This is a genomic window from Bacillus sp. LK2 (assembly GCF_001043575.1).
Taxonomy (GTDB): Bacteria; Bacillota; Bacilli; order Bacillales; family Bacillaceae_G; genus Bacillus_A; species Bacillus_A paramycoides.
In genome coordinates this window covers 48,489-69,513 of the sequence record NZ_LDUK01000032.1, presented here as the reverse complement: position 1 = coordinate 69,513, position 21,025 = coordinate 48,489, and the positions used below count along the sequence as shown (strand labels likewise).

Annotated in this window: 27 protein-coding genes, 3 pseudogenes and 1 riboswitch; of the genes and pseudogenes, 9 read left to right on the top strand and 21 right to left on the bottom strand. The window is 34.3% G+C overall.

The window, feature by feature from the left end; genetic code table 11:
• The first annotated feature begins 327 nt into the window (after positions 1 to 327).
• Complete coding sequence (locus VK90_RS18850) at positions 328 to 1,362, top strand: YdcF family protein (protein WP_048374408.1); 1,035 nt, start codon at positions 328 to 330, stop codon at positions 1,360 to 1,362.
• A gap of 104 nt (positions 1,363 to 1,466) precedes the next feature.
• Here VK90_RS18850 and VK90_RS18845 read toward each other — a convergent pair whose 3' ends face one another.
• On the bottom strand, positions 1,467 to 1,796 hold the full coding sequence (locus tag VK90_RS18845; RefSeq protein ID WP_048374407.1) for a zinc ribbon domain-containing protein: 330 nt from the start codon (positions 1,794 to 1,796) through the stop codon (positions 1,467 to 1,469).
• A gap of 240 nt (positions 1,797 to 2,036) precedes the next feature.
• Here VK90_RS18845 and VK90_RS18840 point away from each other — a divergent pair, with 240 nt between their 5' ends.
• Complete coding sequence (locus VK90_RS18840) at positions 2,037 to 2,909, top strand: YitT family protein (RefSeq protein ID WP_048374406.1); 873 nt, start codon at positions 2,037 to 2,039, stop codon at positions 2,907 to 2,909.
• 157 nt (positions 2,910 to 3,066) lie between these two features.
• Here VK90_RS18840 and VK90_RS18835 read toward each other — a convergent pair.
• From VK90_RS18835 to VK90_RS18815, 5 genes and pseudogenes are all read right to left on the bottom strand, one after another.
• Positions 3,067 to 3,279: pseudogene (locus VK90_RS18835) on the bottom strand (hypothetical protein); the annotation flags it as partial.
• Between the two features lie 96 nt (positions 3,280 to 3,375).
• Positions 3,376 to 4,191, bottom strand: a complete 816-nt coding sequence (locus tag VK90_RS18830; RefSeq protein WP_002173917.1) for a DUF4247 domain-containing protein — start codon at positions 4,189 to 4,191, stop codon at positions 3,376 to 3,378.
• Between the two features lie 13 nt (positions 4,192 to 4,204).
• On the bottom strand, positions 4,205 to 4,711 hold the full coding sequence (locus VK90_RS18825; protein ID WP_048374405.1) for a DUF4178 domain-containing protein: 507 nt from the start codon (positions 4,709 to 4,711) through the stop codon (positions 4,205 to 4,207).
• A gap of 21 nt (positions 4,712 to 4,732) precedes the next feature.
• Positions 4,733 to 5,137 carry a DUF350 domain-containing protein gene (locus VK90_RS18820; RefSeq protein WP_048374404.1) on the bottom strand — a complete coding sequence of 135 codons (405 nt, stop codon included), beginning with the start codon at positions 5,135 to 5,137 and terminating at the stop codon, positions 4,733 to 4,735.
• Positions 5,138 to 5,217: 80 nt separating this feature from the next.
• Positions 5,218 to 5,883, bottom strand: coding sequence for a PspA/IM30 family protein (locus tag VK90_RS18815; protein ID WP_002173920.1), 666 nt, complete (start codon positions 5,881 to 5,883; stop codon positions 5,218 to 5,220).
• Positions 5,884 to 6,295: 412 nt separating this feature from the next.
• On the opposite strand from VK90_RS18815, the gene VK90_RS18810 reads away from it, so the two are divergent.
• The gene (locus tag VK90_RS18810; protein WP_048374403.1) at positions 6,296 to 6,874 is read left to right on the top strand and encodes a lipoprotein BA_5634 family protein; all 579 of its coding nucleotides are present in this window, start codon (positions 6,296 to 6,298) and stop codon (positions 6,872 to 6,874) included.
• Between the two features lie 36 nt (positions 6,875 to 6,910).
• Here the strand turns inward: VK90_RS18810 and VK90_RS18805 are convergent, their stop codons facing one another.
• Genes VK90_RS18805 through VK90_RS18795 form a run of 3 tightly spaced genes read right to left on the bottom strand, consistent with a single transcriptional unit; the run spans position 6,911 to position 9,307 of the window.
• Positions 6,911 to 7,078: a FeoB-associated Cys-rich membrane protein gene (locus VK90_RS18805; protein ID WP_000989587.1), complete on the bottom strand. Its 168-nt coding sequence runs from the start codon at positions 7,076 to 7,078 to the stop codon at positions 6,911 to 6,913.
• 16 nt (positions 7,079 to 7,094) lie between these two features.
• Positions 7,095 to 9,083 (bottom strand): ferrous iron transport protein B, encoded by a 1,989-nt coding sequence (feoB, locus tag VK90_RS18800; RefSeq protein WP_048374402.1) that lies wholly within the window; start codon positions 9,081 to 9,083, stop codon positions 7,095 to 7,097.
• Entirely contained in the window at positions 9,080 to 9,307 is a 228-nt protein-coding gene (locus VK90_RS18795; RefSeq protein WP_002173924.1) for a FeoA family protein, read from the bottom strand. The genes feoB and VK90_RS18795 overlap by 4 nt, the downstream gene beginning before the upstream one ends.
• Before the next feature lie 195 nt (positions 9,308 to 9,502).
• Positions 9,503 to 9,604, top strand: a riboswitch (TPP riboswitch).
• Between the two features lie 85 nt (positions 9,605 to 9,689).
• Here VK90_RS18795 and thiT point away from each other — a divergent pair.
• Entirely contained in the window at positions 9,690 to 10,355 is a 666-nt protein-coding gene (thiT, locus tag VK90_RS18790; RefSeq protein ID WP_048374401.1) for an energy-coupled thiamine transporter ThiT, read from the top strand.
• Positions 10,356 to 10,574: 219 nt separating this feature from the next.
• Here thiT and VK90_RS18785 read toward each other — a convergent pair whose 3' ends face one another.
• From VK90_RS18785 to VK90_RS18760, 6 genes are all read right to left on the bottom strand, one after another.
• On the bottom strand, positions 10,575 to 12,413 hold the full coding sequence (locus tag VK90_RS18785) for a sensor histidine kinase (RefSeq protein ID WP_048374400.1): 1,839 nt from the start codon (positions 12,411 to 12,413) through the stop codon (positions 10,575 to 10,577).
• A complete protein-coding gene (locus VK90_RS18780) occupies positions 12,410 to 13,099 on the bottom strand; it encodes a response regulator transcription factor (protein WP_048374399.1) in 690 nt (229 codons plus the stop codon). The genes VK90_RS18785 and VK90_RS18780 overlap by 4 nt, the downstream gene beginning before the upstream one ends.
• A 39-nt stretch (positions 13,100 to 13,138) precedes the next feature.
• The gene (locus VK90_RS18775) at positions 13,139 to 13,759 is read right to left on the bottom strand and encodes a class D sortase (RefSeq protein WP_048374398.1); all 621 of its coding nucleotides are present in this window, start codon (positions 13,757 to 13,759) and stop codon (positions 13,139 to 13,141) included.
• 89 nt (positions 13,760 to 13,848) lie between these two features.
• Positions 13,849 to 14,340, bottom strand: a complete 492-nt coding sequence (locus tag VK90_RS18770) for an LPXTG cell wall anchor domain-containing protein (RefSeq protein ID WP_048374397.1) — start codon at positions 14,338 to 14,340, stop codon at positions 13,849 to 13,851.
• A gap of 176 nt (positions 14,341 to 14,516) precedes the next feature.
• Positions 14,517 to 14,849 (bottom strand): hypothetical protein, encoded by a 333-nt coding sequence (locus VK90_RS18765; RefSeq protein ID WP_048374396.1) that lies wholly within the window; start codon positions 14,847 to 14,849, stop codon positions 14,517 to 14,519.
• A 186-nt stretch (positions 14,850 to 15,035) separates the two neighbouring features.
• A complete protein-coding gene (locus VK90_RS18760) occupies positions 15,036 to 15,251 on the bottom strand; it encodes a hypothetical protein (RefSeq protein WP_048374395.1) in 216 nt (71 codons plus the stop codon).
• A gap of 161 nt (positions 15,252 to 15,412) precedes the next feature.
• Between VK90_RS18760 and hpt the strand changes: the two genes are divergently transcribed.
• The gene (gene hpt / locus VK90_RS18755) at positions 15,413 to 15,940 is read left to right on the top strand and encodes a hypoxanthine phosphoribosyltransferase (RefSeq protein WP_025148857.1); all 528 of its coding nucleotides are present in this window, start codon (positions 15,413 to 15,415) and stop codon (positions 15,938 to 15,940) included.
• A gap of 78 nt (positions 15,941 to 16,018) precedes the next feature.
• The gene (locus VK90_RS18750) at positions 16,019 to 16,921 is read left to right on the top strand and encodes a diacylglycerol/lipid kinase family protein (protein WP_048374394.1); all 903 of its coding nucleotides are present in this window, start codon (positions 16,019 to 16,021) and stop codon (positions 16,919 to 16,921) included.
• A 40-nt stretch (positions 16,922 to 16,961) separates the two neighbouring features.
• On the opposite strand, the pseudogene VK90_RS18745 reads toward VK90_RS18750, so the two are convergent.
• The 4 genes and pseudogenes from VK90_RS18745 to VK90_RS18740 form a co-directional block, all read right to left on the bottom strand.
• Positions 16,962 to 17,192: pseudogene (locus VK90_RS18745) on the bottom strand (DUF2199 domain-containing protein); the annotation flags it as partial.
• Positions 17,181 to 17,321: pseudogene (locus VK90_RS30795) on the bottom strand (DUF4262 domain-containing protein); the annotation flags it as partial. The pseudogenes VK90_RS30795 and VK90_RS18745, both read right to left, overlap by 12 nt.
• A gap of 10 nt (positions 17,322 to 17,331) precedes the next feature.
• Entirely contained in the window at positions 17,332 to 17,511 is a 180-nt protein-coding gene (locus VK90_RS28955; protein ID WP_082147973.1) for a hypothetical protein, read from the bottom strand.
• A gap of 87 nt (positions 17,512 to 17,598) precedes the next feature.
• Positions 17,599 to 17,946 (bottom strand): YxeA family protein, encoded by a 348-nt coding sequence (locus VK90_RS18740; RefSeq protein WP_048374393.1) that lies wholly within the window; start codon positions 17,944 to 17,946, stop codon positions 17,599 to 17,601.
• A 217-nt stretch (positions 17,947 to 18,163) separates the two neighbouring features.
• On the opposite strand from VK90_RS18740, the gene VK90_RS18735 reads away from it, so the two are divergent.
• The 3 genes from VK90_RS18735 to VK90_RS18725 are packed head-to-tail and all read left to right on the top strand — an operon-like array spanning position 18,164 to position 19,568.
• Positions 18,164 to 18,622, top strand: a complete 459-nt coding sequence (locus tag VK90_RS18735; protein WP_048374392.1) for a helix-turn-helix transcriptional regulator — start codon at positions 18,164 to 18,166, stop codon at positions 18,620 to 18,622.
• Positions 18,623 to 18,679: 57 nt separating this feature from the next.
• A complete protein-coding gene (locus VK90_RS18730; RefSeq protein WP_231595907.1) occupies positions 18,680 to 19,135 on the top strand; it encodes a hypothetical protein in 456 nt (151 codons plus the stop codon).
• Positions 19,136 to 19,184: 49 nt separating this feature from the next.
• A complete protein-coding gene (locus tag VK90_RS18725) occupies positions 19,185 to 19,568 on the top strand; it encodes a hypothetical protein (RefSeq protein ID WP_048374390.1) in 384 nt (127 codons plus the stop codon).
• Between the two features lie 80 nt (positions 19,569 to 19,648).
• Here the strand turns inward: VK90_RS18725 and VK90_RS18720 are convergent, their stop codons facing one another.
• Complete coding sequence (locus VK90_RS18720; RefSeq protein WP_048374389.1) at positions 19,649 to 20,248, bottom strand: DedA family protein; 600 nt, start codon at positions 20,246 to 20,248, stop codon at positions 19,649 to 19,651.
• Positions 20,248 to 20,826, bottom strand: coding sequence for a class I SAM-dependent methyltransferase (locus tag VK90_RS18715; protein ID WP_048374388.1), 579 nt, complete (start codon positions 20,824 to 20,826; stop codon positions 20,248 to 20,250). Before VK90_RS18715 ends, VK90_RS18720 begins: the two co-directional genes overlap by 1 nt.
• Positions 20,827 to 21,025: the final 199 nt, after the last annotated feature.

The window sequence follows — 21,025 nt, the reverse complement described above, 5'->3', positions numbered from 1 at the left end:
AGATTGTTAGATACAAAAAGAGTAGAGGTAAATGTTTATATAAAATTCTGCTTTATAGCATGTATCCACAACTTATATTTTAATCCTCTTTCCCTGAAAATAAACACAATATGCATAATTACATACCCAAAAGAAAAAAGACACTCTACAGAGTGCCTTCTCAACCATTTTACTTTTAATATATCGCTTTGAATATATTTTATCATATTTATCTATATTATTTATTGAGAAAATTGCGAATCGTTATTTTTATCATTAATAACCTCAAAATCATGTAGTATTAAAGGTGCTATAAAAACATTATAAAAATTGAGGTGTACAACATTTATGTATTTCGGAATCATTCCTCTTATATTGTTTATTATTTTTCTTTTCTCTTATTTAAAAGATCCACGAAAAATAATAAATGGCTTTTTATTTAATGCCTTTTTCTGCTCATTTCTTATATTTTGTGTTATTGCATCTTTTGAATACGGCAATAACAATTTGCATTTCATTGTAATTCTTCCTATGATAGCACTTATCCTAATGATACCTTTTGGCATTGTCGCTTTAATGTTTGGGTTATTTCTTAATGCAAGGATTTTAATGAAGCGAGAAGGAAGACGCTTCACAAACTCTTTAACTTTAATTGCAGCTGTAGGGATTTTATTATTTATACTACTCCCTATCATAAATCCAGCGAGCTTAGTTTCACCGCATTTCCAACCTATTTTTGCTGGTATTTCTCTTATAACCGTATATTTCTTTATACATTTATCCAATTTCTTAACAGCATATTTTTTATACCAATTTAATAGACCACGACGTAATCAAGATTTCATCATCGTTCTTGGCAGTGGCTTAATTAATGATAAAGTACCTCCTCTTCTAGCAAGCCGTATTAATAAAGCAATCGACTTTTACTGGAAACAGGCATCGATTACTACACCACCAACAATCATTTTCTCTGGTGGACAAGGTCCAGATGAAAATCTTCCAGAAGCAGAAGCGATGCAAAAGTACGCTGTTGAAAAAGGTATTCCTCTTGAACATACGGTTCAAGAAAATCGCTCTGTAAACACATATCAAAATATGTTGTTTTCTAAAGAAATTATGGATTTATTAAAACCTGAAGGTAAGTATAAAAGCATCTTTACAACGAACAATTTCCATCTTTTCCGCGCTGGTATATATGCGAGACAAGCCGGTCTTAATAGCCAAGGAATCGGCTCAAAAACAGCATTTTATTACTGGCCTAACGCAATGATTCGTGAATATGTTGCGATTGTCGTTATGGGGCGTAAACGACATATGAAAGTGTGTGGAACTATTTTAGGATTTGCTTTATTCCTATCAATAGTTAGTTTTATACTTTTGTAATAGCTATCATAAATTTATAAAAATGATCCCCTTTTCATAAAATGGGGACCATTCTTATAAATTCCAACAGTCACTAAAGGTTTTCAGTTAAATTTTCTCTTCCTTTAAATAATTAGCATAAAAGCATACAATACGTTAATGATTCCAGAAACTATTCCAACAATAGCAAACACTTTACTTGTACCTGTCACTTTTTTATTTAAACCTAAGATAGAAAATACAATAGCTATAGTGCCAATAAGCCCCCATAAGTTAATAAACCAAGATATCAAGCCCGTTATAAAACCAACTAATGAAAAAACCTCTATATCACTATTTGGATGACTGGCTACTTGGCTTTCCTTAACTCTTTCATAATTAAGACTCTCTCCACACTGTCCACAAAACTTATTACCATCGTTCGTTTCATTTCCACATTTCGTACAGTATCTCACAGAATCCCTCCTTAAAATCAACGCCCAAAATGGACATATCCATACTGTTCATCCCCACTTGTTTATATCAAATTATGACCACTCACTAATCATCTACAGGCGTATTTAAACTAATAATATGGTGATAATATCCCCTGCATACATCCATTAAAGGAGAATTTTTTCAAATTAAATGTTAAAATAAAATTTACGTGTGAATTACGTAACAAATAAGAAACTAGTTTGAAACGAGGAAATTACATGAAGAAAATTGTCAAAAACAAGCCCAATAAGCTAAAAATTGCTTCAAAAGCTTTGATGATTATTATTGGGGCACTTATCACAGCGTACGGATTAGAAGCTGTCTTAATTCCAAATAACGTATCAGACGGTGGTGTGACTGGTTTAAGTATCGTTAGTTCAAGATTATTTGGATTACCATTAGGACTTCTAATCGCAATTATTAACATTCCTTTCGTTTGGTTAGGATATAAGCAAATTGGTAAAAGCTTTGCAATTTATTCTATTATCGGGATTGCTTCATTGGCAGTAGGTACCGTTCTCATGCACGGCGTACCAACAATTATTGAAGGTGACACGCTTTTAATTACTGTTGTTGGTGGTATTATTATCGGTTTTGGTATGGGACTTGCATTACGTAACGGTGGGGCATTAGATGGAATCGATATGCTAGCCGTATTACTTTCTCGAAAATTACCATTTGGAACAAGTGACCTTATTTTATTCTTAAATATGTTTGTCTTTATTTTTGTTTCAACAGTATTTGGTCTTCAAGGAGCTATCCTTTCGGCAATTGCTTACTTTATCGCTTCTAAAGTAATTCATATTGTTGAGGTTGGTTTAAGTGGATCAAAAACATTTAAAATCATTACAAAAGAACCTGAGCTAATGGTAGAAACGATTCGCGATCGTTTAGGCCGAAGCGCAACATACAATGAAGTTTATGGTGGTTATTCAAGAGAGAAATTTAAAGAAATTTCTTGTGTAATTAACCGTTTAGAAGAAAGTAAAATGAAAGAACTTATTCATGAAATTGATCCAAATGCCTTTATTACAGTTTATGACGTAGCAGAAGTAAAAGGCGGTAATTTCAAGAAACATGATATTCATTAATAGTTATAACAAACGAGGCTTTTCCAAAAAAATTTGGAAAAGCCTCGTTTTATTATTAGTTTGCTACCGTTGTCGGTAAATCGATATATTTTAAAAATCGCCGATATAATTTGAGTTGTGAACGATATATTCTAAAAATCGCTGATATATTTTCACTCCCCCATCTTCCTCCACCCTTAATCCATTCTACGTATTTGTGAAAGGCGGTCACTTCATGTTGAAAACGAGGCGGAATATACAGAAATAGAGTACATGTACATACTATCCATAGAATACCTACTGCAAAGTGAAATTTCACCGTTTTACTAATAAACAGACATACAAATAAGACGAGGAACATAATTGCACTAAACCTTTTATACATAGTCATACTAATCCCTCCTTATGCCTTAATTGCACCCGCTACAAGGAATTAATCCCCATAATAAAAAGACCGAAAAGCAAATTCTGCTTCTCGGTCCCTACACTATCTTCTCTTCGTAATTGTTCCTGAGCCGCCAACCCTCGTTTTCGGGGGAGACGTATTCTTTGGCGGAGTTTTAATGGATGATTTCGGCTTCACATCAGATCCACTCGAGCCACCTGGCGTTTTCGTGATTTTCCCTTTGCTTCCAGTAGACGGTGGTGGGGTATTACTTCCTTTTTCCGTAATACTACCTGTATCACCTACTGATGGTTTCGAATCAACATTATCGCCTCGCTTAATAATCGATCCTTTCCCTTCCTTCGTAATTGGAGGCGGGGTTTTCTTTTCTTCTTTCGTAGGTGGTCTTTCCGGAATAACCGGTTTATGATTTTGTCTGTCGTTATATCCGCGATAATCACCGTATGATGATTTTCGTGAACCGAATATATCGTTTATTATACTCCCCATAATATATCCTTGTAAGAAGGATGGTTGGTAATTTTGACGGACAAATTCTTCATTACTTATTTCAATTAGCGTATCAGATGGTTTCTCTTTATCCTTTTGAAGATTATACATTTTATCAGAATAAACGAGGAACATTTGATTTTCGTCTTCTTTAGATGCTTGCTTCGGTTTCCTTTCGGCTATAAGTTCCTTTGCGACTTCAGGAACTGACCGATTGGCGGCCCTATACACGTAAGATTCTTGTTTACCTTCCTTTGCGACAGACTCAAGCGGATAGCGGTCTTGAATTGACTTCGCTTGACCACTTTGACAGCCTGATAAAGCATAACCCGCAATAACAAGTAATGTAACGATAGCAAGTATAGGGATTACGAACGATTTAATCATGGTAAACAATCGGTTTGACATGATTACGCCCCCCTTATGTTGCTCTTATGATTTGTACATCAGCAGGAATAATTGTTTCTCCCTCATACATCATTGTGCGACCATTTTGCCATTCAATACGTAATAATTTACGATTATCAGACTGGAATTCCCATACGTACTGTTCCTCCGAAGCAGCGAATGGTGTTTTCCCCATTACAACAACACGTCCATTATATTGCTCTTCCATATGGTACTCTGTATCATCCATTTCAATTGTCGTCGGAATTTCATCGATTGAATCTAAACGACCGTCAATTGGTGTATATAATTTGTAATACGTATTTTCACGGTCTTCAATTTTTAAATAGCGAATGTCTTTCCCGTCCTGCAGGGTTAAAACAATCTCCTTACGAGAATGCATGCTCGTTTTCCCAATCAATTCGTACATTACTAACGAAACTTCAATCATATCGCCAGGAGCTAACGTTAAAAGACTCTTTTCTGGTTTCGGTTGCTCCGGGCTTTTCATTATATTTTTAATACGTTTAAATAAGCTCACAATCTACCCCTCCTTTTTTCTTTATAAACAAGCACCTAAAATAAGTGCACCAACGATATGTAATGAACCAGCTAACATCGCATGTGCTACGCTGCCTTCTTTCGTTCCTTCTTCTAAATCAAGACCTACCATTTTTCTTAAAACAAATTCAATAAACATTTCTACAATTAATAAAATAACGAATGAAACTGCTGAGGCAAGAAGCGCTTGCCATAAATCATTCGCTTTCGTTATTGATTGTGACAAGATGTATCCTTGAGCGAATAGCTTCATAACGAAACGTGTTGTCACAGCTGTGTTCCCGTTTTTTATTTCTTTTAAATCATTGTATTTTGTAAAAATCGAATCAACCCACATAATTGCAAATAAAAGTACCGCACTCGCCCCTGTCCATACGAGCATAGCTAACACATTCATCCATGTCATTGCAAAACCTCCTCTAAAATATAATAGAAAACCGACATGAATATATTTAGACATGTCGGTCCATTTGTCTCTATTCTATATTATTTCTCATACTGCTTCATAATACGAGCTAATTCATCGTCAACAGCAGAATTTTTGTTTAAGCTTGCGAATTCATCATCTAATGATTTTTCTTTTTTGTAAATTTCACCGCTCGCTTCTGCCTCAGCCTCTAATTGAAGAGCTTTCTCTTCCATACGGCTTAAACCAGCTTTTGCTGTATTTGCATCAAATCCAGACATCGCCTGATTAATATTCTTTTGTGCTTTCGCTGCATTTACACGTGCTACAAGTGTTTCACGTTTATTTTTCAGCTCTGTTAATTGCTTACGCATTTCTTCTAGCTTCGCACGAAGGTTATCAGCAGCAGCTTTATTTTGTTCATAGCTCGCTTTATATTCATTCATCTTTTGCTCTGCATTTTGTTTTTCTTCAAGAGCACGACGCGCAAGATCTAAGTTACTAGCTTGAACAGCCATATGTGCTTGCTCTTCACGTTTTTTCACAAGTGCTTCTTGCTCTTCGAATAATAACTTGAACTTTTTCTCAAGTGCGATTTGAGCAGCTACACTTTTCTCAGCTTCTTGTACATCCGCTTGCATATCACGTAAATATTGATCCGTCATCTTAACTGGATCTTCAGCTTTTTCAATTAATGAATACACATTTGACATTGTTAAATCTCGTAATCGTTTAAATACAGACATTCAAATTCCTCCTATGATATACCTCATATTTCAAATTCACTACTTAGAAAAATTAAAAATCTCCCTTTACAGTAAGAATATTCATTTTTACAACCTATGTGTTTATTATAACAAAACTAAGATATCCTTACATGTTATTTCCAAAATACATCCAATATAATATGACATTCTAGATAGAATATTGTATTCCTACTATATTCTTATTATTTCTTTTCTCGAAATTAACTTATTTTTACATACTTTCACTAAATTACATCATTGTAATGTTACTGTAAGCTAACTCGATAGTTGCATCTCCATATTTCTTATACACTAATACCAGAAGCAACGGAATAACAAAAATGCTTCTCATAATTTCAGGACTAATACAGAATGTGTATTTACTATAAAACATATAAAAGGAGAAATCATCATGAAAAAATTAGTAGGAATCGGATTAGCAGCAGCAATTTCATTCGGAGCATTATCAGGTTGTTCTTTATTAGGAGAAAAAGCGAACGGCTTTGTATTATACGGAACAGAAGAGCAAGTTCAGCAAATTGCGGATAAAAATAAAAAAGAAGTAAAAGAAAAAGATATGTATAAAATGAAACTTACAACACTTGAAGATAAAAAGGTTCTTGTAATGGATAAGAAAACTGGCGAAGAACTTGTTAAGAAAGAACTCCTTAGAAAAGTCGATAAAAATGACGACACAAAAGCAATTGATAAATTACCAGCTGTAACAGCAGAGCAAGGCGTACTATTTGCAAAAGAGAAGGTAGAAAATGCTACACTTGATGGGGCAAAATTAAACTATGAAGGTAACACAATTATCGGAAGCGGCCGCGCATATGCAGACATGTTCGCAATCGTTGACGATGCAACTTACGGAAATGTAAAAGGTGAAGAGAAATCTGTAGGCGTACTAAAATTCGATAAGGATCCTAGTAAAGAATTCCCTGGAAAAAATGGTGTAGAAGGAGCTCAACTTGTTACAATTAAAAAGTAAATAAAAAAGCTTTGCGAAATTCGCAAAGCTTTTTTTCTATTTATGGGCAATTTGCTCCATATCTGGACTACAAGTTTGCGACTGACATGACTTATTTAAAGAGCATGCTGCGCATTTTCCTTTTTTACTTCTCTTTGCAAAATTAACTAACGTATATGCTGCATAACCAAAAATGATAGCTCCAATTATAATATTGACCATCATTGTAATACATCTCCTTCTAGAATCCGAGTAAGAATCCAACTTGGTATATAATGAACGTTAATACATAAGCAACAACAAGTGGATAAACGACAGAGAAAATTGTCCATTTCACCGATCCTGTTTCACGTTTAATAACAGCTACTGTCGCTAAGCACGGAACATATAATAAAACAAAGAACATAAATGCGTACGCTGATAACGCAGTATAATGCGCTCCCATTACATTTCCTAGCACATCTTCTTTAACCGCATAAATAATCGCCATTGTTGAAACGACAACTTCTTTCGCTAAAAATCCTGTTAAAAGGGATGCCCCAGCTTGCCAAGTTCCAAAGCCGAGCGGTGCGAATAGTGGAGCGATAAAACCACCAATCATCGCTAAGAAACTGTCTCCCATATCAACACCAAACCCTGATGGACCTGCATAATTTAATAACCAAATGACAACAGAACCACCGAAGATAAATGTACCTGCTTTACGAACAAACCCTTTACCTTTCTCCCACGTGCTCAGCCATAGTGTTTTCGCTTGGGGCACACGGTAAGGAGGTAGTTCAATTACAAAAATAGATTTTTCCGCCTTTAAAATTGTAAGGGACATAATTTTTGTAACGAGTAACGCAAGAACAATACCTGCAACATATAAAGAAAACACAACAGTCGCCTGACTATGAGGGAAAAACACTCCCGCAAATAATGCATATACAGGTAAACGTGCTGAACAAGACATGAATGGTGTTACTAAAATTGTAAGTAAACGTTCTTTCTCCTGTTCAATCGTTCTCGCTGCCATAATACCTGGAACGTTACATCCAAAGCCGATAATCATCGGGATAAATGCTTTTCCGTTTAAGCCGAAAAACTCCATAGTTCTATCCATAACAACTGCAATTCGCGCCATATATCCTGAGTCTTCTAATAATGAAATGAAGAAGAATAGTGCAAAGATTTGTGGAACGAATACTAATACCGCACCAACACCGGCAATAATACCTTCTGTAACGAGCGCTTGAATAAAGTCAGAAGCACCAACACTTGCGAGACCAGCTGTAACCCAATCAGTAAGTTGCCCGCCAAAAAATCCATCAAGCATATCAGATAAAGGTGTACCAATCCACGTAAACGTAACTTGAAAAATAAAAAACATAACTGCTAAAAAGATTGGAAGTCCTAAAATTTTATGTGTAATTAACTTATCGATTGTTTCCGAAAAAGGAATTTTTCCTTCTTTCTCATGCTGAATTACATTTGTTTTTAACTTTTCAATATACGCTTCACGAGTTTTGTAAATATGCTCCTCCAACGTACAATCAAGTTTTCCTTCTAAACGAGATCGAATGGCTATAAGTTCCTTATAAATTGGTAATGCTTTCATTTCTTTTTCTACTACTTCGTTATTGCTTAAAAATTGAAGGGCTAACCATCTTGGATGCTCATAATTCGCTGTCTCTAAAAGAGTGATTACCTCTCCAATCCCTTCATCCATTTGTACACCATATGAAATAACGAATGGTTTTTTCTCTTTTTGCTTCTCTTCATGAAGAGTAGCAAGTAATTCTTCACAGCCCTTTCCGCTTCTTGCAACGACAGGAACGACTGTTACTCCTAATATTTCTGATAATCGTTTGACATTAATAACAATTCCTCTTTGCTTTGCCACATCAATCATATTTAAACCAATTGAAACTGGCTTACCAAATTCAAGTAATTGCAATGTTAAATGCATATTTCGCTCAAATTGCGAAGAGTCCACTATATTTAACATATGATGAAATTCGTCTGTTAATAGAAAATTTGTAACGACGCCTTCATCACGTGAAACTGGATTTAAATCATAAACGCCTGGTAAATCAATTAATGTTCCTTGCTTATCTTTTAATTTACCAACCTTCTTTTCTACTGTTACACCGCTCCAGTTCCCTACATATTCATAAGAACCAGTGAGTGCATTAAATAATGATGTTTTCCCTGTATTCGGATTCCCTAGCAAAGCAACCTTATTCACGCTAATTCCACCTTTATCATTTTCGCGTCACAATGACGAATACTAATTAACTGCCCACGACACTCCAATGTACAAGGACCTTTAAACATCGCTTTCTGTTTTAGGCGAAGTTCGCTTCCTTCTGAAAGACCGAAAGCAGCTAATCTACGCTTTAATAACTGATCTAACGACTGAATACTTTTTACTAGCACTTTCTCACCAATTTTAATATCTACTAAGCTCATAACCTTCCCCCCTCAGAAGAGAATGATAATTATTTTCAAACAAATTATATCATACTCTATTTCATTTGGACTATATCTTTTTGCTTCATATTTATTAACATTTCAATACAATTATATTTCAACAATTGTCATACAAGGTTTATTTGCCATTCTCATCCATTTCGCTTACAATAAACAATAGCAAATAAAGAATCTCGTTATCACAGGGGGAGCCTTGCCGCTGAGAGGGAACACTTCGTTCCGACCCTTCGAACCTGTTAGTTAATGCTAACGCAGGGATTGTGCAAACGTCCGAAATACATACCTCTTTTTTATTTACGTATTTCGTATCCTCCTATGATAATGTTCTTTTTTGTGCAACTTGGATTTAGGGGGAGACAACATGCGTAACACCAATTTACAAGCGATGATCGAATCCGCAATTCTTGCAGCCTTCGCCTTGATTATCGACATTTTACCATTATCAATTAAACTTCCAACAGGCGGTTCCATTTCATTTGCTATGATTCCTATTTTTATTATCGCATACCGCTGGGGCTTCAAAATGGCCTTCTTAGGAGGCTTAATTTGGGGACTTTTACAAATTGTCGTAGGTGATGCTTACATTTTAACGCCAGTGCAAGCATTCATTGAATACTTCATAGCCTTTGCATTTATCGGCTTTGCTGGATTATTCTATCGTCCAATTCAAAAAGCTCTTGCTTCAAACAACAGTGATGCAGAACATTCAAGTTTTGGCAGTCGCAAAGATAAACCTACATCAAAACAAAACAATGGAAAAAAAGCACTCGTTTATATTATCTTTGCCACATTTGTCGGTAGCTTTGCACGTTATTTCTGCCACTTTATTGCTGGTATTATTTTTTGGGGACAATACGCGCCGAAAGGACAATCAGCTGTTTTATATTCATTAATTGTAAACGGCAGTACAATGATCGGTTCTTTCATACTATGTACTGTATTACTAATTCTTTTATTTACTACTTCACCACGCTTATTCAAAAGCATGAGTGCTTATCAAATGAATTCACAAAAAAAGGGCGCTTAATTAGCGCTCTTTTTTTATCAAAGCTCTCAATGAGTAATATCAATAATAAATACAATAAATGCACAAAAGAAAATAAATGCCATCACACCTAGTAAATTGCTATTCACGGCTAATCTACTCCTTACATAACCTCTTTTTCTAACCAGATTATATCGCTTAAAAATAAAGATTAAGTAAAAATAATATGAAATTAAATTAAAAAAGCGTAGATTGTATCATCTACGCTTTTTTCGGTAAATAGAAGTAAAATAACACACCATCTTCTGTATTCTTTGCCCCATATTCAGCATCGTGCAATTCTAAAATATTTTTAGAAATGGCCAGCCCAAGCCCCGTTCCACCTTGTGAACGCTGGCGAGCTGCATCCACTCTATAAAAACGATCCCAAATTTTATCTAATTGTTCTTCTTCAATGTGAGCACCTTTATTTTCAATACACACTTTTATATGATTCGTCTCGTCTATTGTGGAAATAATAATATCTTCTTTATCTGGTGTATAACGTATTGCATTCGTAATGAAGTTCACGATGACTTGTTCAATACGATTTTGATTTGCAATTACTTCAACTGAACATATATTTTTATGAACATGAAGTTCTTTTTTCTCTATCTCCACGGAAAGCTGTTCGCATATGTCTTCAATTACTGTATCAATATAAAATGAATCTTTTTTCATTTTATATGTGCCGGACTCAAATTTTGCTAGCTCAAGCATATCCAAAATTAAAGTATCCATCTTGTCTACTTCTCGCTCCATCGCTTGAAAATAGTACTCTTTTTTATGCTCCGCTACCCCATCTTTTAAAATAGAAATACAGCTTTTCATAATACTTAACGGTGTTTTTAATTCATGTGAAACACCTGAAATAAATTCTTTTCTCGTATTTTCTAATTTTCTTTCCTTCTCAATATCTTGTTCAAGCTGTCCAATATGTGAATGTAGTTTATTAGATAGTGTATTAATATTTTGCGATAAATCACCAATCTCATCTTTTGAAGTAATCGGAATTTTTTCTGTGAAATCTAAATGAGCTATTTTCTTCGTTGTACCATTTATTTTTAGTAACGGTTTTGCAATTTGTTTTGAGTAATAGAACGAAGCTAGAAATATAAGAACGACTACAAATGCAATGATGTAGATGTAATAATCTTGCACCATTTGTACAGCTTCATCGACTGGTTGCAAAGATGCCATTGCATATATATATGTCACTGATCCGTCTTTATCTTTTATTGGTTTAATTAATAATTTATATTTTATATCATTTTTTTCATAATCCATTGTTTGTGTTGCATACTGTATTTTATTACTTTCTTTTAGTAATAAATCAGTTTGAAATTCTTTTATATTATCCAAAAATAAATTGTTTTTATAAATTGGATTTACAGGTCCTTTTACATCAGGAACCTGTGCCTTCGTAATAGTCCCATGCATATTGAAATCTGAATTTTGAGCAGCCCACTTCTTTTCTTCATCACTCAAACTTCCAGCAACTTTTGGCTTCTCCTCACTTACCCTAAGTTCTTTTTCACCTAACTTCTTGCTCAATGGTTTATTTGTCCAACTTAAATTCATCTTTGCTAACTGCAAATAATGTGTGATGAAACTATCCCCTCTTTTCAGTCCATAAAAATAAACTGGTTGCCCTACAAAACTAGATAGTGTCCCACTTTCCATCTCATCTATATTCATAAGATAGTACAAAGGAATTTTGATTGTCTTCTGTCCAATTTGCTTCTCTTCGCGTTTTTCTAAAGTAATCTCAAAATAAAAATCATCCGCATGTTTTAAATTCCCATACTGGTCTAAAGTCGTAATCCACGTATTATTTTCTCTTAAAAAGTCTTGCTCCAGCTTCTGAATTCCTTCTGCACTTCCTGCATCATTTAAATAGTTATTTTCAAAGGAATCTAAGTTCACTTTAATATTTTCCACTTTTCGATTCGCATAATATTGTTTAAAAAATATCGTTTGCCCAATAAAAATCGTCGCTAAAATTAACATACATAACGCTGTTGTAAGAGTAAATAATTTTAGTACAATCCCTTTTCTCATACATTCCCCTCAAACTTATAACCAGTTCGCACTACAGTTATAATGTACTTTGCCTTCTCTCCTAATTTATTTCGCAAATTACGAATATGGCTATTAACAGTTCGATCATCGCCAGCAAATTCATATCCCCAAATTTTTGAAATTAATTGTTCTCTCGTTAGTACAATTCCTTGGTTTTTCATGAAATACACTAATATTTCAAACTCTGTATGTGTTAAACTAACGTCTGCCTCATCAACAGTAACAGTACGTGACGGAAAATGGACGTGAATGCCATGAATTGATAACGTATCATCTTCATTCTCTAAAGGTTTCTTTGATGCTTTTCTACTTTCTAATAATCGTTTCGCTCTTGCTAATAAAATAGGCGGACTATACGGCTTCGTCACATAATCATCTGCTCCAAGTTCAAAACCAAGTAGCGTATCATCCTCATCAACACGTGCCGTCAACATAATAATCGGAACTTGGGACGTCTTACGAATTCTTCGGCAAACAGACCATCCATCTAGTTCTGGTAACATAATATCGAGTATAACTAAATCAACCTCTTCTTCTTCAAATAAAACTAAAGCTTCTTTCCCATCTCTCGCTTCAAACACTATATATTGTTCACTCAAAAAATAATCTTTTAATATTTCACGTAAAATCTCTTCATCTTCAACAATTAAAACCTTTTTTGACATAACTTATGTACCCTCCTCTCCCTTTCAGGAACTACAATTTTATTTTGAATAACTAGCAATTAATTTCGCCTCAATAATATATCTATCTGGTGCATCCCCTATATAATCAAATGGATAGCAAGTCGTCAGTGTCAAAGTCGGTTCTTCTTTTTTCACAATGACAGTGCGATCATCCGCATGTGTAATCCACTTCTTTTGAATTTCATATGTGTAAATTTTATTGTCATACTCCACCAAAAGACTGTCTTTCTCTTTCAGGTCTCCCAATTCTGTGAATACAGTATCCCTGTGCCCACTTAATACAGTATGCCCTCCACCAGATGGCGTTGTCGTTAAATCACTAACAAACATACCGACTCCTTTTTTTAAAGTTGCATCGCTTGCTCCCCAATATATAGAAAACTTCTTCTTTATTTTTGGAATATGCAACATGGCTACTTTTTCTCCTTCTTTATATTGTATTTGAGTAGAAGGCACTTGGGAAGTTACTGGTTTTTCATTAGAAAGCTGATTATCTTGTATATTTTTAAGACTCTTTATTTCTTCTTTTGTTAATTCTTGAGCGGAGCTTTTTCCTTTATACCATTCCACCGCATAATATGATCCCATACATAGCCCTATAGCCATTAATATAATACCGATATAATTGAGTAGCTTCATGTTTCATCCCTCCATGCAAAAAATGGTAGGAGTAACCTACCATTTTTAATATATGAAATTATCCCATTCTTTATAGGCTACTATTTTATTTACGCTTTAACCTTATTGCGACGATTCAATCCAAATAATGTACCTATTGCGACAAGACAGGCGCTTAATGCCATCATTGCTACATTATTTGATGCTGTGTTTGGTAATTTTTCACCTTGTACAACTGGCTTCGCTACTTCTTTTTTGGCTACATCATTTTTTTGCCCGGCTTTTATCGCTTCTTCTTTTTTGGCCATATCACTTTTTAACTGTTCTTGTGCTATTCTCTTTTTCTCTTCTTCACTCTTTTTCTCGGCTTTTATTGCTTCCTCTTTTTTAGCCATATCACTTTTTTCTTGTACTTGCGCCGCTTGCTTTTTCTCTGCATCATTTTTTTGCTGTGCCTTAATTGCTTCTTCCTTTTTAGCTACATCTGACTGCACTTGCGCTGCTTCTTCCTTTGTCAGTGTTCCAGTTGAAGCACTCGCTACCGAAGAATAACCTACTGTTAAAAGTGCCATTGCACAAATTGGTAATAGTCTCTTTTTCATCTTCATTCTCTCCTTATACTTTATTCACATCACTTCGCACCGGATGTATTACTAGAATAAATAACAGATGTAAATATGAGATGCAGATGAAATATATTTCATTTAAAGATTTCATTGTAGAAAAAGAAAAAAACACCGTAATATATACGATGTTTTTCGGGTGTGTGTCTCGATATTTATTTGTTACTTTCGCGTGACTTAGAAGTAGAAAGGGCCGGAGTGATAACTAATTGTCTCGGCTCAGTTTTCTTGAAGTGATTTTTGACGTTACACTTACGACGTTGAACAACCCATGCTTTAATAGGGTTTGTTAAAATAATTTTTTGCCTTTCGTTAGGGGCCTCTTCTTCCGATTTACAACTATCGCTCCATTTACTCCATTTCATTGTAAACTTAGAAGAAGAATGATCGTCTTCTCGATCAAACATATGCAAAAAATCCATTTCTCCAGCTAGCATTACGGTGTTACTAGTCGCTAAAAAAGAAAAGGTCGTCCAACGTTTCTCCATGCCCTCCTACTCCTTTTTCACATATAGAGTGCCTAAAACTTAATTTACCTAAAATATGCTTGCCTTTTACCTTACACTTATAGTTTATCCAAAACACTACTATGCAACTATCGATTTGTCTTACAAATTACCTTACATTTTTGTAAGAAAAGAAAAAAACCTTCATTCTATATACGTGAAGGTTTCTCATTTCTTATCTATATGATCTTTCATATCATCCAATCCAGCTTCTTGCAGCTGCGACATCATACCGTGAGAAATTGCGCCTAATACTAAAGTCATTCCAATTAGTGAAATGCGAATCGCAGGTACATCAATTACGTAAGCCAACATACCAAGAACAATTGTTAAAAGTAATGCTTTTATAAACGTTACACTCGTATACTGTTTCTTTTTCATCATAATCACCCTTTATGGAAGCGTTTTCTTAATATAATCAGTATATCATATCATCTGATTATATTGTGGGTATTTCTGTAAAAAACTCTATTCTTCTTTGACTTTTTCCGTTCTATCCTTTACAGTCGAAATGTTCATAAGTTTTACATTGTAGGAGGATTCAAATGAATATTGAAATAAAAGACACTTTAATTTCTGAAGAACAATTACAAGAAAAAGTAAAAGAACTAGCTCTTCAAATCGAACGTGATTTTGAAGGGGAAGAAATCGTAGTAATCGCTGTATTAAAAGGATCTTTCGTATTCGCTGCTGATTTAATTCGTCACATTAAAAACGATGTAACAATCGACTTTATCTCTGCATCTAGCTACGGAAATCAAACTGAAACATCTGGAAAAGTAAAACTGTTAAAAGATATCGATGTAAACATTACTGGAAAAAACGTAATTGTCGTAGAAGACATTATCGATTCTGGTTTAACACTTCACTTCCTAAAAGATCACTTCTTCATGCATAAACCAAAAGCATTGAAATTCTGTACGTTACTTGATAAGCCAGAGCGTCGTAAAGTGGATTTAAAAGCTGAATATGTTGGCTTCCAAATTCCAGACGAATTTATCGTTGGCTACGGTATCGACTGTGCGGAAAAATATCGTAACTTACCATTTATCGCTTCAGTTGTAACGGAATAATAAAATAAACTTCCATCAATTACTGATGGAAGTTTATTTTCTATCACGGTTCGTAAAAGACAAAGGGAGAGAATAAAAATGACAAAGACAAAATTTGAAAAAGTACTCCTCATCGTAAATCCAAAGGCAGGACAAGGCGATTTACATACTAACTTAGCGAAAATCGTACCACCACTTGCCACCGCTTTTCCTGACTTACACATCCTTCATACGAAACAACAAGGTGATGCAACAAACTATTGTCAGGAGTTTGCTAGTAAAGTAGATTTAATTATCGTCTTCGGTGGTGACGGAACTGTATTTGAATGTACAAACGGCTTAGCCCCTCTTGAAATTAGACCTACACTTGCAATCATTCCAGGCGGAACTTGCAACGACTTCTCTCGCACACTCGGCGTTCCACAAAACATCGCAGAAGCAGCAAAACTCATTACAAAAGGACCTGTAAAACCAATTGATGTCGCAAAAGCGAACGGACAACACTTCTTAAACTTTTGGGGCATTGGACTCGTCTCTGAAGTATCAAACAATATCGATGCTGAAGAAAAAGCAAAGCTTGGTAAAATCGGTTACTATTTAAGCACAATTCGAACTGTAAAAAACGCTGAAACATTCCCAGTAAAAATCACTTACGACGGACAAGTATACGAAGACGAAGCTGTTCTTGTTATGGTTGGAAACGGTGAATATCTTGGTGGTATCCCGTCCTTTATTCCGAACGTAAAATGTGACGACGGAACACTTGATATTTTCGTCGTAAAATCAACAGGCATTCAAGCATTTAAAGATTATATCGGGAAGAAGCTATTTGAAGACACAAACGAAAATGACATCTTCCATGTGAAAGCAAAATCCATTCATATTGAAACAGAAGAAGAAAAAGAAGTAGATACGGATGGGGAAAGTTCACTACATACACCTTGTCATATTGAACTATTACAAGGACACTTTACGATGATTTATAATCCTGCGGTTGTGTAATAAAAAAACGAGTGATATCACTCGTTTTTTCTTTTCTAATCTAGCTATGTCGTCGGATCATTTCTTGTATTTCTTTAACTCTCTCTAAAGTAATTCCATTTCTTTGTTCTATCGCTAAAGGGTGCTCGGTTGGCTCTAATTCAACATACGGTGCCATTCCAACTTCTCTTATATGTACATTCGTTTTTAAATTTAGTGTTTCTGGATAAACTGGTATTTCTACAGATAACCAGCCAAAATAAGGGTCACTATTTTCTCGTCCTCTTTCATCCGGTAATAAAACTCTTAAAACCTCTAGATTTAGCTCTATGAAAGACCTCATACTAACTGGAGAGTCTTCAATAATATTTGTGTACTCTATTCCTTGTTCAAACTTCTTTCCACTACGTATTTCTTCTATGAATTTATTATTAAAATATTAAATTACATTTCGAACAAAAAGGAGCGGAATTCCCTCTCCTAATTTTCGCATTACATTTTGGACAATATACATATCGTTCTTCTATCTTCTGTCGTTCCATCATATTTAAGGACACTATTCTCATACTACACATAATCCCAATTAAAATAAGGCTAAAAATGAGTAGCACAACTCTCCCCCTCCTCCGCTATCAATACAATTATATATCACCATAAAATAACAAAACCGATTCTCTCATCGAGAATCGGTTTTATACTTACAACCCTAACTTCGCCTTCGCTCCATCAGGAATTTTATCTGTTGTCACTTGTACTTTATCATGTAAAAACTTCCCTCTCGTAATGACATGCCAATACGAGCCTTTCGGTAATTCATCTACCTCATCAATCGTAACTTCTTTTGATTCCCCTTTTTCATTATAAGCTGTCACTTTGTATTCACGGCCTTTATTTCCGCCTAACTCTTTTCCATCATTATCAATCACTGCGTAACGATATTCTAAATCAAGAAATGGATTCATTCTATCAATCGCAGCACTCCCATTTAATAAATATGCTGCTCCTGCCACGATGATAAATACTGATGCAAGTATAAATCTTTTCATCTATATTCCGCCTTTCATTATGTTTTTCTGTAGGACGTTTTTAAGTATAGAACGTATTTCTTAATAAAAACTCGTACGGTTTCTTAACATTTTCTTAAACTAAAAGTGAAATATTAATTAACAAGATCAAAATAATATAAGGTGACTCTTTACACTATTATTAACAAAATTACACCTTTAGTGTAATTTTATACTATACAAGAAAGGAAGATGTATGATGGATAAGCAAGAATTTATTGAACTCGTCAATTCAAAATTAAAACTAATCCGTGTTGAAAACGATTTATCACAAGATAAAATGTCAGATATTATCGGTTTATCAAAGAAAACACTAGTAGAAATTGAAAAGGGTAGACGCACCCTCACATGGGCAGGCGCAGTTTGTGTCGTAACACTCTTTGAACAGAGCGATACAGTCCAGATGACCTTCGGAGATGATGTGAATGAAATTATAAAAACAATCGCTTTTACACATTACAATACGAATTTCCCGAAGACTTTAGGAGGAAAAGTATGGTGGCGACAAATAAAAGAATTAAACGGTTATCAAATACAACAAAATATTCTATCTCAACACTATAGAATTTTAGATAAAGAAGACCGTAGAATATATCATTCATTCGAATTGGATGAAATTGAAGAAAGATTTATGGAAATAGCAAAAGCCGCTCAATAAAAATATTTTATTGATACGAAACAATGAAAGGAATAAAATGATATGAAAAAAATAATTATGACAACTTTATCCCTTGGCCTATTAATGGGATTATCAACTGTTGTGTTTGCAAATACAAGTTCAAAAACTGAAGGTTACGCGGCGGAACTAACTCATTTCAAATTAACTAATCCTAATATCACAAGCTCAGAAGTCGATTCAATAATGAAGCAAAGAGAAGAATTAGATGTATTATATAAACAGCTAGATGAATTAGAACTACGTTATGGAATTCGTGTTGATAATACAAAAAATCCACATAAAGAACCGAAACACCTAGATGATTTACCAACGGCTCAGCGAGAAAAGTGCCTTCAGCTAAGTATCAAAATTTGGGATGAAGAGCTTCAGTTTTTAGATGCGCAATATAAAGCTGGTCTCATAAAAGAAGATATGTATACAGTTGAAAAGAATAATTTTAAGTCCTTTAAAGAAAAAGATTTACAAGAATTAACTCAATTAACTAAGCGCTAATTGACACTATAATCAATAAAAATCAAATAAATTTCGGAGTGTAATTCAAATGAAGAAACAGACAAATATCACTATTTTAAATACGTTAATGATTAGCATGTTAATATTAAATCTATTTATTTTCACATCACGAATGAGCTTTTTACCTTGGTATATTGAAGATGGTTGGGGATATTTAGGATTATTATTTACATCCGTTGTTTTCTTAATTAGCTTCTTTATGTCTTGGCAACTTCATAAAAATGGAGAATTAACTTCTTTACAAAAGTTCATTCCACTTGTTTCTGCCATACTTTCAATCTTTGTTCTCCTAATTCCATCAAGTGATTTTATGACTATATTAGCTAATCTGATCAATACAATTTTATTAACAATTTATATAATTGTATTTCAAACAAAGCCTAATTTAAGTAATAAGAATCTATTACATTAAAAAGAAAGGAGAGTTATTCTACAAAATAACTCTCCTTTTTATAATTATAATCTTTTACACTACTCTAGCCTTTATTCTATCTATTTACTCATCACTGTACTTCTTCTTTGCCTATACAAATAAGTACCACTCACAACAACAAGAACAATCCCGCCAAAATACATACCATACTCTATCGCGATCGCTACAATACTTTCAATATGTTGTCCAAATAAAGAACCGAGTACAAAGTAAACGAGTGTCCAAACAAATCCTGTCGTATAGGAATACAAAGCATACGTCTTAAATCGCATGTTATTCATTCCAACTAAATACGGTACGATATGTCTTACAACTGGTATGAAGTAACTTGTGACTAACGCATAATGACCATACCTCTCTACCATTTGTTGAGATTTCAAAAGATATTTCGCTTTTTTCTTTTTCATTAGCTTATCAAGTACTTTCGTACCAAATATTTTCCCTAGTATATAACCTAAAGAAAGCCCGGATACAACACCTAAATATGTTAATAAAAATGCAGGAATGATGCTTAATACCCCTAGTGAGGATACAAAACCTCCACTCATTACAATCATTTCATCTGGAATCGGCATACCGATAATCCCTAACCATAAACAGAAAAATAGTGCCCAATAACCGTATTGCTCAATGTAGGATAATAATTCATTTAATTCCATTACGCATATGCTCTCCTTAGCTCTTTTTTACAGCTAAAGACGTAAGCTGGCGGGAAATTGAGCCACACTTTTTCTAGCGCAATTTCAGGGAAGAAATGCTGTATAAACCCTTTTTTCACAAGTGAATATTGAAATGTAATAAATTCACCGTTCTCATGTATCACTTCCATTACATTGTTTAAAATACGCTTTGAAACTTCTTCCGGCAAAGAAGTAAAAGGTAATCCAGATAAAACGTAATCCATACATTCTATATTTAACTCTTCCATATACTTCTTTATATTTTCAGCTGAACCGTGTACAACAATGACGTTCTGCTCATCTTTAAATTTTCTCTTTAGCTCTTTGAAAAACACTTCATTAATTTCAATAAGAAGAAATATTGTCTCCTGCTTCTTTCTCTTCATAATTTCTTTCGTAAATACTCCTGTACCAGGCCCTAACTCTACAATGCATTTTGCTCTATTAAAATCAATTACATCTACCATTTTCTTTGCTAATATTTTCGAACTTGGCGCAATCGCACCAGTATGTTTCGGGTGTTTAATAAATTCATGTAAGAATGTTATGAGTTGCATGTAAACCTCTCCCCATTCGTTCAATAGTTTTTAACTTGTGTCTAAGTATAACTATCGTTTCTTAACAAAAATTAAGGAGATTTCTTAAGATTTTATGAAGAATAAAAAAAGCAGCTATCACTTACAGCGATAGCTACCGTGAGATAGGATTGCATTTGAACAGCCTTCAAGCCAAGTTTATCAATGGCCATTTGTTTTT

Bases quoted from the DNA above. Each gene is read 5' to 3' on its own strand.
- VK90_RS18725 (WP_048374390.1), top strand. From the start codon at position 19,185: ATGAAGAAACAGACAAATATCACTATTTTAAATACGTTAATGATTAGC.
- VK90_RS18715 (WP_048374388.1), bottom strand. From the start codon at position 20,826: ATGCAACTCATAACATTCTTACATGAATTTATTAAACACCCGAAACAT.
- VK90_RS18720 (WP_048374389.1), bottom strand. From the start codon at position 20,248: ATGGAATTAAATGAATTATTATCCTACATTGAGCAATACGGTTATTGG.
- VK90_RS18815 (WP_002173920.1), bottom strand. From the start codon at position 5,883: ATGTCTGTATTTAAACGATTACGAGATTTAACAATGTCAAATGTGTAT.
- VK90_RS18795 (WP_002173924.1), bottom strand. From the start codon at position 9,307: ATGAGCTTAGTAGATATTAAAATTGGTGAGAAAGTGCTAGTAAAAAGT.
- VK90_RS18820 (WP_048374404.1), bottom strand. From the start codon at position 5,137: ATGACATGGATGAATGTGTTAGCTATGCTCGTATGGACAGGGGCGAGT.
- VK90_RS18765 (WP_048374396.1), bottom strand. From the start codon at position 14,849: ATGGAGAAACGTTGGACGACCTTTTCTTTTTTAGCGACTAGTAACACC.
- thiT (WP_048374401.1), top strand. From the start codon at position 9,690: ATGCGTAACACCAATTTACAAGCGATGATCGAATCCGCAATTCTTGCA.
- VK90_RS18810 (WP_048374403.1), top strand. From the start codon at position 6,296: ATGAAAAAATTAGTAGGAATCGGATTAGCAGCAGCAATTTCATTCGGA.
- VK90_RS18760 (WP_048374395.1), bottom strand. From the start codon at position 15,251: ATGATGAAAAAGAAACAGTATACGAGTGTAACGTTTATAAAAGCATTA.
- hpt (WP_025148857.1), top strand. From the start codon at position 15,413: ATGAATATTGAAATAAAAGACACTTTAATTTCTGAAGAACAATTACAA.
- VK90_RS18830 (WP_002173917.1), bottom strand. From the start codon at position 4,191: ATGTCAAACCGATTGTTTACCATGATTAAATCGTTCGTAATCCCTATA.
- VK90_RS18850 (WP_048374408.1), top strand. From the start codon at position 328: ATGTATTTCGGAATCATTCCTCTTATATTGTTTATTATTTTTCTTTTC.
- VK90_RS18735 (WP_048374392.1), top strand. From the start codon at position 18,164: ATGGATAAGCAAGAATTTATTGAACTCGTCAATTCAAAATTAAAACTA.
- VK90_RS18740 (WP_048374393.1), bottom strand. From the start codon at position 17,946: ATGAAAAGATTTATACTTGCATCAGTATTTATCATCGTGGCAGGAGCA.
- VK90_RS18775 (WP_048374398.1), bottom strand. From the start codon at position 13,759: ATGAAGCTACTCAATTATATCGGTATTATATTAATGGCTATAGGGCTA.
- VK90_RS18785 (WP_048374400.1), bottom strand. From the start codon at position 12,413: ATGAGAAAAGGGATTGTACTAAAATTATTTACTCTTACAACAGCGTTA.
- VK90_RS18730 (WP_231595907.1), top strand. From the start codon at position 18,680: ATGACAACTTTATCCCTTGGCCTATTAATGGGATTATCAACTGTTGTG.
- VK90_RS18780 (WP_048374399.1), bottom strand. From the start codon at position 13,099: ATGTCAAAAAAGGTTTTAATTGTTGAAGATGAAGAGATTTTACGTGAA.
- VK90_RS18805 (WP_000989587.1), bottom strand. From the start codon at position 7,078: ATGATGGTCAATATTATAATTGGAGCTATCATTTTTGGTTATGCAGCA.
- VK90_RS18770 (WP_048374397.1), bottom strand. From the start codon at position 14,340: ATGAAAAAGAGACTATTACCAATTTGTGCAATGGCACTTTTAACAGTA.
- VK90_RS18750 (WP_048374394.1), top strand. From the start codon at position 16,019: ATGACAAAGACAAAATTTGAAAAAGTACTCCTCATCGTAAATCCAAAG.
- VK90_RS18840 (WP_048374406.1), top strand. From the start codon at position 2,037: ATGAAGAAAATTGTCAAAAACAAGCCCAATAAGCTAAAAATTGCTTCA.